The organism is Variovorax sp. GW821-FHT09B01 (assembly GCF_059418345.1).
In genome coordinates this window covers 344,212-356,454 of record NZ_JBWKPQ010000002.1, presented here as the reverse complement: position 1 = coordinate 356,454, position 12,243 = coordinate 344,212, and the positions used below count along the sequence as shown (strand labels likewise).

Sequence of the window (12,243 nt, the reverse complement as noted above, 5' to 3'; positions counted from 1 at the left end):
GTTCAGGCCGCGCGGTTCTGGGCGACGTGGGCCGCGAGCGTGCGCAACGACTGGAAGATCTGCTGGTTGCGTTCGTCGTCCGAACGCAGCTGGAAGCCGTAGCGGCGCGAGACTTCGAGCGCGACCTCGAGGATGTCGATCGAATCGAGGCCGAGGCCTTCGCCGTACAGCGGCTCGGTCGGGACGATGTCGGCTGGCGCCACCTCGAGGTTGAGGGCGTTCACCAGCAGCACGGCCAATTCCTGCTCGATCGGCGACTGTTCGGCATCGCCATCGGCGGGAATGGGGGGCTGAGCAGTCGAAGACAAGAAAAACCTCCAGAAACTTTTGCCGCAAGGGCGCGTGGGCCGTGGATTATAGGAGGGCAGCTTGATTAGACTGGCCGCCTCGACACGACCCGGAACCGTCCATGGCCGACCCTCTTCTGATCGCCCGCCACGAGAGCGTGGAATGCGCCCTCCTCCCTGCCCTCGCCAACCGCCACGGTCTCATCACCGGCGCCACCGGCACCGGCAAGACGGTCACGCTGCAGACCATGGCCGAAAAGCTGTCGGCCATCGGCGTGCCGGTGTTCATGGCCGACGTCAAGGGCGACCTGACCGGGATCAGCCAGAAAGGCGCCATCGGCGAGAAGATGGCCGCCACGCTCAAGGAGCGCGGCATCGACCTGCCCGAGCCGCTGGGCTGCCCCGTCACGCTGTGGGACGTGTTCGGCGAACAAGGGCACCCGGTGCGCGCCACCATCTCCGACATGGGGCCGCTGCTGCTGGGCCGCATGCTCGACGTGAACGAAACCCAGGCCGGCGTGCTGAACCTGGTGTTCAAGATCGCCGACGACAACGGCCTGCTGCTGCTCGACCTCAAGGACCTGCGCGCGATGCTGCAGTACGTGGGCGAGAACGCGAGCCAGTTCACCACCGAGTACGGCAACATCAGCGCCGCCAGCGTGGGCGCGATCCAGCGCGGCCTGCTGCAGATCGAGACCCAGGGCGGCGACAAGTTCTTCGGCGAGCCCATGCTCAACATCGCCGACTTCATGCAGACCGAGGGCGGCCGCGGTGTGGTCAACATCCTCGCGGCCGACAAGCTCATGAACTCGCCGCGGCTGTACGCCACCTTCCTGCTGTGGATGCTGTCGGAGCTGTTCGAGCAGTTGCCCGAGATCGGCGACCCCGAGCAGCCCAAGCTGGCCTTCTTCTTCGACGAGGCCCACCTGCTGTTCAACGAGGCGCCCAAGGCGCTGGTCGAGCGCATCGAACTGGTGGTGCGGCTGGTGCGCTCCAAGGGCGTGGGCGTGTATTTCGTGACCCAGAACCCGCTCGACATTCCCGATTCGGTGCTGGCCCAGCTCGGCAACCGCGTGCAGCATGCGCTGCGCGCCTTCACGCCGCGCGACCAGAAGGCGGTGAAGGCCACGGCCACCACCATGCGGCAGAAACCCGGCCTCGACATCGAGAAGGCCATCACCGAGCTCGCGGTCGGCGAGGCGCTCGCGAGCTTCCTCGACGAGAAGGGCCGCCCGAGCGTGACCGAGCGCGTCTACGTGCTGCCGCCCGGCAGCCAGATCGGCCCGATCACGGCCGCGCAGCGCCAGGCGCTCTTGGCCAATTCGCTGGTGGCGGGCGTCTACGAGAAGGCGGTCGACCGCGAATCGGCCTACGAGAAGCTCAAGGGCCGCGCCGAGACCGCGTCCGGTGCCCCTGCCGCGGGCAAGGCGGCGCCCGGCAAGCCGGCCGAGGAAGGCTCGGGCGCCGGCGGCATGCTCAACGACCTGCTGTTCGGCCACACCGGCCCGCGCGGCGCCAAGCACGACGGCCTGGTGCAGACCATGGCCAAGTCGGCGGTGCGCACCATGGGCACCTCGGTCGGCAAGGAGATCCTGCGCGGCGTGCTCGGCGGCATCTTCGGCTCGAAGAAGCGCTGAGCCGCGGCGCCGACGGCACCTCCATGTCCTCGGGCAAGACACCGGCCAGGGACATCGCGGCGTTCTGGGAGCGCTGCATCTGGCCGCGCGTGCTCACCCAGTGCGAACGCGAGACCGCCTACAAGGCGCTCTACACGCGCGAACACGGCCAGGGCGAATTCGTCTGCCAGCGCAACGAGATCGCCGACAGCTGGATCGGCGTGATCGAGGGCTTCCTGCGCGTGCAGGACACCTCGGCCGACGGCAAGCCCGTGATGTTCACGGGCGTGGCCGCGGGCGGCTGGATCGGCGAAGGCTCGCTGCTGAAGGTCGAGCAGCGCAAGTACGAGATCGCCGCCACCCGCCCCACCGTCACCCTGCACCTGCCGCGCGACACCTTCGCCTGGCTGCTCGACAGGAGCGTGCCGTTCAACCACTTCATGCTGTCGCACCTGAACGAGCGGCTCAGCCAGTTCATCGCCACGGTCAAGTTCGACCGCCTGCTCGAGCCCACGGGCCGCGTCGCGCGCGGCATCGCGAGCCTGTTCCATCCGGTGCTCTATCCCAACACCGACGCCACCCTGCAGATCAGCCAGGAGGAGATCGGCTGGATGGTCGGCGTGTCGCGCCAGCGCGTGAACGTGGCGCTGCACGAGCTCGAGGCCGCGCAGCTCATCAAGACCGGCTACGGCTACATCAACGTGCTCGACCGGCAGCGCCTGTCGCGCTATCCGACCAACCAGCCGGGCTGAAACGCCCGCGCGTGGCGGGCGTCGCGGCGCATCGACCGCTCAGAGCGGCGTCGACACCGGCGCGGCCGGCAGGTCCTGCCCGCCCGGGCCGCCGCGGAAGGTGGTCGGCGTCCACGGCACCTGCCCCACGCCCGGCTTGCTCCAGTCGCACACGCCATCGGGGAAGGTCGCCTGCAGCCGCACCTGCTGGCCGCCCGTGAAGACCGCGCCTGCGTAGTCGGCCGATGCGAAGTCGATCGGCTTCAGCTGGCACTTGAACACGTCTTCCGCGAGCGGTCCGCCCGACACGATGCGCACCGACTCGTAGGGCTTGACCGGGCAGGCGGCGCTGCCGAAGCCGATGTCGACCAGCTCGGCGGTGGTCATGCCCGCGGTCGCGATGCACTGGTCGACCGCGTCGGAGGGCTTGTTCTTCACGACCTTCTTCTCTTTCGTGTCGGCGGACCTGTCGGCCTCCATGGCGCTGAGCCAGCGGTCCATCATCAGGAAGGCCTGCCGGGTCAGCGCGACGCCGGTGCCGGCGTTGCTCGCCAGCACCACGTGGTTGTCGTGCCCGCCGTTGCCCGCGTCCAGGCGCGCGCGTTGCTGGTAAGTGCGCCAGGCCATGTGGATGTCGGCGCCGAGCTCGGGCCGCAGGTCGATGACCGGCACCTTCGCGAGGTTCTTCGCGTAGCTGACGAGGCCGCTGCGGTAGAGCGCGGTCATCGCGCTGGTCTGCATCCGGGCACGCGCCGCGGGAATGACGGCCTTGTCGCCCGACCAGATCATGTCGGCGTCCCAGCTGCCGATGCCTTCGTTGAGCGCGACGAACTCCTCGGGCGTGATGGCGCCGGAGCGCAGGGCCTTGAGCCCGTACTGCACGCCCGCGTTGTCGTAGGGCAGGTTCGGCACGGTGTTGCCGTTGAGCTCGGTGGTGCCGAGGATCGCGGTCATCACGTCGTGGATCGTGCAGCGCACGCCGTTGGGCCGCAGCGCCGGGTCGTACACCAGCGCCGCCGGAAAGCCCGGCCCGCAGTTGGTGGCCTGCACCGGGTTCTGCGGCGCGAGGAAGGAATAGACCCAGTTGGTGCAGTAGTCGGCCGTCGGATGGCCTTCGATGGCCGCGCGCGCCGCCGGCGACAGGCCGGCACCCGGGCCGGTGCCGTAGTAGCGCCAGAGGTTGCCGCAGTCGCGCGTCTCGATCCAGGTCGTCACCGCGTCGGGGTAGCTGTAGCCGGTCTGCAGGCCGTCGAGCAGGCCGGGCATCACCGAGGCCGGCACGGTCTGCATCATCGAGCCGCCCGAGCCGCCGTCGGACATGGTGTAGCGGATCTCGCCATAGGTGTCGATGATGTGTTCCTTGACCATCATGATGTTCTCGGTCGCGAGGAACTCGTTGTTGTTGTCGTTGTGGTTGGTGAGCTGCGAATTGACCGTCATGAAGCCGGCGCGCAGCGCGTTGTCGTCGAACAGCGCCGTGCCCGGGTTCTGCTGGAAGCGGTTGCCCGAGGCCGAGGCGCCCATCTTCCAGAGCACCTTGCCGTTCCAGCCCTTCTGCGGCTCCCACGGCGTCCACGGCTTGGCGGGATCGAAGTACACCGCCACCTGGTACTCGCTGCGGCCCATCGTGCCCAGCTCCACGCGCAGCAACGCCTTCACGGTGTCGCCGCGGTCGGTCGTGAAGTTCGCGATCTCGGCGTCCTTCGGGCGCTTGGCCGGGTCGTACTGCAGGAAGCAGGCGTAGGGACCGAAGGGCTGCTGGCCGCAGTCGGTGCCCTCCTTGGCCTTGGGCTGGTAGTAGTAGGTGTAGATGGTGGGCGCGTTGCAGTCGGCGTCGACCGGGTCGGCGTCGAGTCCGCTCACCTGCGTGGTCGCGGTGGCCGAGAGCCCGGTGCCGGGCACCGTCACCGTCGTGACCGAGCCGGCCTTCGTGGCGCAGATCCACGGCTGCACCGGCGTGCCCGCGAAGATGTTGCCGCCACGGGCGAAGTTCTCGATCGCGAGCTTCGCCCCCGTCTTCGTCGACTTGAGCGTGGCCGTGAGCGTGTTGCTGCCCACGCGCAGCCCGGTCACGGTGCCGAGCACGCGGCCGTTGGCGCGCAGCGCGAAGGCGGAGGAGATGTCCTTGCCGTCGAGGTCCACCGCGAGGTCGAGCGCGCTCTTGCCCTCGGGCAGCACGATCTCGACGTAGGCATCGCCGTCGCTGATCATGTCGGCGCGGTTCGACAGCGTCCTGATCTTGAGTTCGCCCGTCGCCGCCGGCGGTGGCGATTCCGGCTGCGAGCCGGAGGGCGGAAGAATCGGCAGTGCCACGCCGCCGCCACCGCTGCCGCCGCAGCTCGCGAGGGTGACGACCGCGCACAGGCCCAGGACCCGCAGTCCCGTTCTGAGGATGTCTCGCATCGATGTCTCCTGTTGTTGTGAGAGAAACGCGACGCGATTGCAATCCTTTCGCTCTTTTCGAACTGTTCAGCGAACGACATTTCGCCACCGGACAGGGTTTGTCCCAGTGAGACGTACGAGCGCTCGCAGGCGCTGCCCGCGCCGGCCTCTACCAGCGCAGCAGCCGCGGCCCCAGCAAGGCGCCCACCAGCACCGGCACCGCGATCCCGCTCACGTACCAGACCGCGAGGAACGGCGCCGTGAGCTCCATGCAGTGCAGCGCATAGACGGCCGCGCCGACACCGCCGGCGAGTGCGCCAGCCGCCGCGCCCGCGAGCGCGGGCCGGGTCGGCGCGAGGCTGCGCAGCGCGGCCATCGCGCCGACGAACACCGGCAGCGCCATCACCGCGATGCTCATGGCGCAGATGCGCCACGACTGGCCCATCAGCGAGGGCATGCGCCCTTCCATCGGCGTATCGAACCAGGCCATCACGGCCAGCGCCCAGACCGCCAGCACCGGCAGCACGGCACCGATCCAGGCCCGGCGCACCGGCACGCCCGGGCGCGCGAGCCGCTGCACCATCACGAAGGCCGCGCCCGCGATCGCCAGCGGAAACAGCAGCTTGACCCAGAACATCGGCCAGAACAGGGCCTGCAGCAGGTCGCGCCGCGGCCCGTATTCGAGCAGCAGGATCGCGAGCGACAGCGGCGCGCCGATGGCCAGCGCCAGCCCCAGCCGCCGGCTCGCCGCCTGGCGCGGCACGGCCACCGGGCCGGCGGCGAGCATGGCGACCAGGTCGTCGGTCTTCATGCGGCGCTCCCGAAGCGCGCGGCCAGCGCCTTGAGTCCGCGGTGGATGCCCACCTTGACCGCCGATTCGGACATGCCCGTGAGGCTCGCGGTCTCGGCCACCGACAGGCCCTCGATCTTCACGTGCACGATCGGCAGGCGCTGGCGCTCGGGCAGGGTTTCGAGCAGGCCGCCGAGGTCGCGGCGCGCATCGCTGGCCTCGATCTCGGAGGCCGCGAACAGGCCCTGCTCATCGTCGAGCGGATCCTGCAGCGCCTCGCGCGAGGACTTGGCGCGCAGCAGGTCGATCATCTTGTAGCGCGCGATCGCATGCACCCAGGCCGTCAGCGGCTGGTCGCTCTGGTAGGTATGGCGCTGGTTGTGCATGGCGAGCAGGCATTCCTGGACGAGGTCTTCCACATCATCGGGCCAGCCGAACAGCCGCCGGCCCAGGAAAGCGCGCAGGTGCGCGCTGAGTCGCTGCAGGAAGTCGCGGTACGCCTTCGCGTCGCCGTCGAGGCCGCGAAGGAAGAGGCTGCGCAGCGCCGCCTCGGCGTCGCTCGTGTGCATCCTGCTGCCTTCGTTGTTTCGTGCCATCGGACCGGCTGGTTACAGCCTCGTCGAAAAAGTTCCGACGGATTGTGCCGCGCCGCCGCAAGGGCCCGCGCGGCCGCGGGCCTTGGCGCTGCCGCGCCGCTCGCTGGACTAAGCTGCGCCGCACCCCTGCAAGGAGCGCCCATGTCGTCCGGCATCGCCCCGGTGTTCAAAGGACTCGTCTCGCATCCCTGGGCCTACCCGGCGCTGGAGGCGGTGCACATCGTCGGCATCGCGATGCTGTTCGGCGGCCTGCTGGTGTTCGAGCTGCGCGCGCTGGGCCTGGGCCGCGACCTGCCCGCGGCCCGGCTCGCGCGCCTCACGCTGACGCCCGCGCTGGCGGGTTTCGGCCTGTGCGCCGCCACCGGCCTGGCCATGTTCGCGGGCCAGCCCGGCGAGCTGCTGGCCAACCCGGCCTTTCGCATCAAGCTGCTGCTGATCGCGCTGGCCGGCGCGAACGCGGCGCTGTTCCATGCGCGCGGCGGCTCCGCGCTGCTCGACGGGCCCGCCGCAAAGACCGGACGGCTGCAGTGCCTGTTGTCGCTGGCCTTCTGGCTCGCTGTCATCATCTGCGGGCGCTGGATCGCCTATGCCTGAGCGGGCCCCGGCCCGCTCCACCCTTCCTCCGAGGAGACCGCCATGCCGCTGCCAAGACGCGCCTTCGTTGCCAGTTCGCTGGGCCTCGGCCTGGGCTTCGCGCTGCCGGCACGCGCGCACCATGGCTGGAGCAGCTTCGACCAGGAGCGCCCGCTCTACCTCGAGGGCCGCGCCACCCGCGTGATGTGGCGCAATCCGCATGGCGAGCTCGAACTCGAGCTGCCCGAGAAACCCGCGCTGCCGGCCGACCTGAAGCAGCGCGCGCTGCCGAAGCAGAGCGCCTCGGTCGACGGCCCCGCGCTGCTCGCCAAGGCCCAGCTGCCGACGCGGCGCGACCGCAAGTGGCTGGTCGAACTCGCGCCACTCACGCGGCTGTCGGCCTGGGGCGTGGAAGAGATCAAGACCGGCACGCAGCTCGGCGTGCTGGGCTTCACCTTCACCGGCGAGAAAGGCGACGCGGTGCTGCGCGCCGAGTACCTGTTCGTCGACGGCAAGGTCTACGGGCTGCGCTCCTCGCCGGCCTGAGCTTCTTTCCGCGTTTCTTCTCGCGCCCTCCGCCGCGCCGCGCACGCGGCGTTGTCCGTCGTTCCCCGGCTTGCAAGCCATGCGGTCGATCGGTACATTGCATTTTTTGAGGGCCATTCATGTCCGTCGACAGCACTGCGATCCCTTCGTCCTCCGCCTCCCCCGTTCCTCCCGCCGTGCCGGTGCCACCGGTTCCCTCGGCCGCCGCGCTCCCGGTCCAGACCGTCGTCCCCACGCCCAGCGGCCACATCCGGCTGACCTCGCACAGCGGCGGTTTCGGTGCGCTGCCGATCCGCTGGGGCGCGGCCACCGCCACCGAGCGCGGGCCGATCGTCGGCACCACCACCAAGCGCGCGCACCGCAACGTCATCGGCACGCACAGCGGCTCGTACAGCGTTTATCGCGCGCTCGCGGTGGCCGCGGGCGCGCTCAAGCGCGAGCACAAGGCCGACCTCACGAACACCGCGCCCACCGACATCATCGGCCCCTATCCGCAGTGGGGCGAGCCCGGGCGCATCGTCTCGCTCGACCCCTGGGGCGCGCTGGTGGCCGATGCCTTCAAGAACGAACTCGCGGCCGGCTACGACATCCGTCCGACCATCGCCATCACCAAGGCGCACGTGATCCTGCCCGAGGTGATCGAGGCGCTGCAGAGCGGCCGCCTCAAGGCCGACGGCCATTTCCTCACGGCCGGCGGCGCCGCGATGGTGACCAAGGCCGCGATCGAGCCCGTCTGGTACCTGCCCGAGGTGGCGCGGCGCTTCGGCTGCTCCGAGACCGACCTGCGCCGCGTGCTGTTCGAGGAAACCGGCGGCATGTACCCCGAGCTGGTCACGCGCTCCGACCTCGAGGTGTTCCTGCCGCCGATCGGCGGGCAGACGCTCTACATCTTCGGCAACCCGCGCGACCTGGCCAATCCCGAGGTCGAGCTCACGGCGCGCATCCACGACGAGTGCAACGGCTCCGACGTGTTCGGCTCCGACATCTGCACCTGCCGGCCCTACCTCACGCACGCCATCGAGGAATGCATCCAGGGCGCGCAGCGCGGCGGCGTCGGGCTCATCGCCTACTCGCGCAAGGAAGGCCGCGCGCTCGGCGAGGTCACGAAGTTCCTGGTCTACAACGCGCGCAAGCGCCAGGTCGGCGGCGACACCGCCGACCAGTACTTCGCGCGCACCGAATGCGTGGCCGGCGTGCAGGACATGCGCTTCCAGGAGCTGATGCCCGACGTCTTCCACTGGCTGGGCATCCGCAAGATCCATCGGCTGGTGTCGATGAGCAACATGAAGTTCGACGCCATCGTCGGCTCGGGCATCGAGATCGGCGAACGCGTGAACATTCCGGACGAACTGATTCCCGCCGACGCGCGCGTCGAGATGGACGCCAAGATGGCCGCCGGCTATTTCACGCCGGGACCGGTGCCGGACGCGGAGGAACTCAAGAAGGCCAAGGGCCGGGGACTGAACGAATGACGAGCAACAGCAGCAACAACAGCAACGGCAACGACGATTTCCGCGACCATCTGCCGGTCGACGGCTCGGGCAGCCTGCGGCCCGGAGACGAGGGCCGGGTCGATCCCGCGACCGAGTTCGCGGTCGATGCCGGCCATCCCGCGGGTGCCGCGCGCCTCTTGCGCAGCACCGCCGAAGTGCGCCGCCGCGCCGCCGGCCTGCTGGCGCGCGCGCGCCAAGGCGAATCGCGCTGGTTCCGCATCGGCGACGACAACGCGCTCGAGGACGCCGCGCGCACCGTGGCCGAGGTCACGCGCGAGCGCTATCCCTGGGACACCATCCCGTATCACAGCCGCTGGCGCCATTTCGAGGCCGGCGGCGTCGACCGCCGGGCCCAGCTCGACGAGCTGCTCGGCGAGGCCGACGCGCGGCAGCGCGCGCGCGCCCACATCGACCTGGTGCTGGTCAGCGTGCTGCTCGATGCCGGTGCCGGCCCCGACTGGCACTACACCGAACCGGCCAGCGGCGAGCGCTTCTCGCGTTCCGAGGGCCTGGGCGTGGCGAGCTTCCACGCCTTCACCAGCGGCCTGTTCTCCTCCGACCCTGAGCGCCCGCTGCAGGCCGATGCCGCCGGCCTGCGCGGCCTGGTCACCGACCGGCTCGGCGCCGCCTTCCAGGTCAGCGAGGTCAATCCGCTGGTCGGCCTCGCGGGCCGTGCCACGCTGCTGCGCCGGCTCGGCGAGGCGCTGGCCGAGCAGCCCGAGGTCTTCGGCGAGGACGGCCGGCCCGGCAACCTGTTCGACGCGCTGGTCGGCCCCTTCGGCCCGGCCGCGCCGCCCACCGCCGAGATCGGCGCGCACGCGATCCTGTCGCTGCTGCTCGATGCGCTGTCGCGCATCTGGCCCTCGGCCAATGCGGTCGACAGCATCGCGGCCGACGGCAGCGACAACCCCGGCGGCATCGGCTCCGGCGATCCCGCGCTGGCGCTCGGCGACTGCTGGCGCCACAGCGCGGTGCCGGGCCCGGGCCTGACCAACGGCTGGATGCCCTTCCACAAGCTCTCGCAGTGGCTGACCTATTCGCTGCTCGAACCCTTCGAGTGGGCCGGCGTGAAGGTGCGCCACCTCGAGGCCCTGACCGCGCTGCCCGAGTACCGCAACGGCGGCCTGCTGATCGACAGCGGCGTGATCGTGCCCAAGGACTCGGCGCTGCTCGAACGGCGCTGGAAGGCCGGCGACGAGTTCATCGTCGAGTGGCGCGCGCTCACCGTGGCCCTGCTCGACGAACTGGCGCCGCGCGTGCGCAAGGTGCTCGGCCGCAGCGAGGAACAGCTGCCGCTGGCCTGCGTGCTCGAGGGCGGCACCTGGGCCGCGGGCCGGGCACTGGCACAGCGCTTGCGTGACGGTGCGCCACCGTTGCAGATCGAGAGCGACGGCACCGTGTTCTAGTTCGCCAGTCTTTTAGACTTCCGGGTTTCGCCAACGCAGAACGAATCGAAGAATTCCAATGAGCAACGTCCACCTCCTCGACCACCCCCTCGTCCAGCACAAGCTCACGCTGATGCGCCGCAAGGACGCGTCCACCAACAGCTTCCGCCGGCTCCTCAACGAGATCAGCATGCTCATGGCCTACGAGGTCACGCGCGACATGCCGATGCAGGACGTCGAGGTCGAGACGCCGCTCGAGACCATGCAGGCCAAGGTCATCGACGGCAAGAAGCTGGTGCTGGTGTCGATCCTGCGCGCGGGCACCGGCATCCTGGACGGCATGCTCACCGTGGTGCCCGGCGCGCGCGTCGGCCACATCGGCCTGTATCGCGACCCGAAGACGCTGACCGCGGTCGAGTACTACTTCAAGATGCCCGGCGAGATGGACAGCCGCGACGTGATCGTGGTCGACCCGATGCTGGCCACCGGCAACTCGGCGGTGGCGGCGGTCGAGCGGCTCAAGGAACTCAATCCCAAGTCGATCAAGTTCGTCTGCCTGCTGACCTGCCCCGAGGGCGTGGCGACCATGCAGAAGGCGCACCCCGACGTGCCGATCTACACCGCCGCGATCGACCGCGAGCTCAACGACCACGGCTACATCCTGCCGGGCCTCGGCGACGCCGGCGACCGCATCTTCGGCACCAAGTAAACGCAGACAAGAAGAGAAGCGGCCCGGTTCCTGCTTCGCAGCATCGGTCCACCGCCCCGCGCAGGGCGCGGTGCGACGATCCGAGCCCGCACCAGTTCCACCAGATCCATCACCCGAGGAGAAGCACCGTGACAGCACGCCGCCCCCTGATCGTTCGTTCCATCGCCATCGCCGCGGCCCTCGCGGCCGGCCTTCCCGGCCTCGCCCTCGCGCAGGCCAAGCTCAAGGTGGCGGCGGTCTACACCGTCCCCTTCGAGCAGCAATGGGTGGGCCGCATCCACAAGGCGCTGAAGGCCGCCGAGGCGCGCGGCGAGATCGAGTACAAGGCCACCGAGAACGTCAGCAACGCCGACTACGAGCGCGTGATGCGCGAATACGCCACCGGCGGCAACCAGCTGATCCTCGGCGAGGTGTTCGGCGTCGAGGCCGCGGCGCGCAAGGTCGCCAAGGACTTTCCGAAGGTCGCCTTCCTGATGGGCTCCTCGCTCAAGCCGCAGGCGCCCAACTTCAGCGTGTTCGACAACTACATCCAGGAGCCGGCCTACCTCAGCGGCATGGTCGCCGGCGGCATGACCAAGAGCAACCGCATCGGCATGGTCGGCGGCTTCCCGATCCCCGAGGTCAACCGCCTGATGAACGCGTTCATGGCCGGCGCCAAGGAGACCAATCCCAAGGTCGAGTTCAGCGTGAGCTTCATCAACAGCTGGTTCGACCCGCCCAAGGCCAAGGAAGCGGCCTTCGCGATGATCGACAAGGGCGCCGACATCATGTACGCCGAGCGCTTCGGCGTCTCGGATGCCGCCAAGGAAAAGGGCAAGCTCGCGATCGGCAACGTGATCGACACCCAGGCCCAGTATCCCGACACCGTGGTCGCCTCGGCGCTGTGGAACTTCGAGCCCTCGGCCGACCGCGCGATCAAGCTGGTGAAGGAAGGCAAGTTCGCCGCCGAGGACTACGGCATCTACTCGCAGATGAAGTACAAGGGCTCCGAACTCGCGCCGCTGGGCACCTTCGAGAAGAAGGTGCCGGCCGAGATCGTCGCCAAGGTCAAGGCCAAGCAGGCCGACATCCTCGCCGGCAAGTTCACCGTGAAGGTGGACGACGGCCAACCCAAGTCCACGGCGAAATGAGCCGC

Annotated in this window: 12 protein-coding genes; 8 read left to right on the top strand and 4 right to left on the bottom strand. The window is 69.5% G+C overall.

Going from position 1 to position 12,243, the window contains the following annotated elements; translation table 11 throughout:
• Positions 1-2: 2 nt before the first annotated feature.
• Complete coding sequence (locus tag AC07RV_RS08840; protein ID WP_057596224.1) at positions 3-308, bottom strand: phosphopantetheine-binding protein; 306 nt, start codon at positions 306-308, stop codon at positions 3-5.
• A gap of 101 nt (positions 309-409) precedes the next feature.
• Here AC07RV_RS08840 and AC07RV_RS08835 point away from each other — a divergent pair, with 101 nt between their 5' ends.
• Both AC07RV_RS08835 and AC07RV_RS08830 read left to right on the top strand, forming a co-directional pair.
• Positions 410-1,924: a helicase HerA-like domain-containing protein gene (locus tag AC07RV_RS08835; RefSeq protein ID WP_296782853.1), complete on the top strand. Its 1,515-nt coding sequence runs from the start codon at positions 410-412 to the stop codon at positions 1,922-1,924.
• A gap of 23 nt (positions 1,925-1,947) precedes the next feature.
• On the top strand, positions 1,948-2,655 hold the full coding sequence (locus AC07RV_RS08830) for a Crp/Fnr family transcriptional regulator (RefSeq protein ID WP_296782855.1): 708 nt from the start codon (positions 1,948-1,950) through the stop codon (positions 2,653-2,655).
• Positions 2,656-2,694: 39 nt separating this feature from the next.
• On the opposite strand, the gene AC07RV_RS08825 is transcribed toward AC07RV_RS08830, so the two are convergent.
• From AC07RV_RS08825 to AC07RV_RS08815, 3 genes are all read right to left on the bottom strand, one after another.
• On the bottom strand, positions 2,695-5,037 hold the full coding sequence (locus AC07RV_RS08825) for a DUF6351 family protein (RefSeq protein WP_296782856.1): 2,343 nt from the start codon (positions 5,035-5,037) through the stop codon (positions 2,695-2,697).
• 148 nt (positions 5,038-5,185) lie between these two features.
• Entirely contained in the window at positions 5,186-5,827 is a 642-nt protein-coding gene (locus AC07RV_RS08820) for a DUF1109 domain-containing protein (protein ID WP_296782858.1), read from the bottom strand.
• Positions 5,824-6,402 (bottom strand): sigma-70 family RNA polymerase sigma factor, encoded by a 579-nt coding sequence (locus AC07RV_RS08815; RefSeq protein WP_431509070.1) that lies wholly within the window; start codon positions 6,400-6,402, stop codon positions 5,824-5,826. The genes AC07RV_RS08820 and AC07RV_RS08815 overlap by 4 nt, the downstream gene beginning before the upstream one ends.
• 162 nt (positions 6,403-6,564) lie before the next feature.
• Here AC07RV_RS08815 and AC07RV_RS08810 point away from each other — a divergent pair, with 162 nt between their 5' ends.
• The 6 genes from AC07RV_RS08810 (at position 6,565) to AC07RV_RS08785 (ending at position 12,238) form a co-directional block, all read left to right on the top strand.
• Entirely contained in the window at positions 6,565-6,996 is a 432-nt protein-coding gene (locus AC07RV_RS08810) for a hypothetical protein (protein WP_203206202.1), read from the top strand.
• Between the two features lie 42 nt (positions 6,997-7,038).
• Complete coding sequence (locus AC07RV_RS08805) at positions 7,039-7,521, top strand: DUF6152 family protein (protein WP_296782862.1); 483 nt, start codon at positions 7,039-7,041, stop codon at positions 7,519-7,521.
• A gap of 119 nt (positions 7,522-7,640) precedes the next feature.
• Positions 7,641-8,993: a GTP cyclohydrolase II gene (locus AC07RV_RS08800; RefSeq protein WP_296782864.1), complete on the top strand. Its 1,353-nt coding sequence runs from the start codon at positions 7,641-7,643 to the stop codon at positions 8,991-8,993.
• On the top strand, positions 8,990-10,420 hold the full coding sequence (locus AC07RV_RS08795; protein ID WP_296782866.1) for a URC4/urg3 family protein: 1,431 nt from the start codon (positions 8,990-8,992) through the stop codon (positions 10,418-10,420). Before AC07RV_RS08800 ends, AC07RV_RS08795 begins: the two co-directional genes overlap by 4 nt.
• A 58-nt stretch (positions 10,421-10,478) precedes the next feature.
• Positions 10,479-11,108 (top strand): uracil phosphoribosyltransferase, encoded by a 630-nt coding sequence (upp, locus tag AC07RV_RS08790; protein WP_093342184.1) that lies wholly within the window; start codon positions 10,479-10,481, stop codon positions 11,106-11,108.
• Positions 11,109-11,236: 128 nt separating this feature from the next.
• Positions 11,237-12,238 carry a BMP family protein gene (locus tag AC07RV_RS08785; RefSeq protein ID WP_057594817.1) on the top strand — a complete coding sequence of 334 codons (1,002 nt, stop codon included), beginning with the start codon at positions 11,237-11,239 and terminating at the stop codon, positions 12,236-12,238.
• Positions 12,239-12,243: the final 5 nt, after the last annotated feature.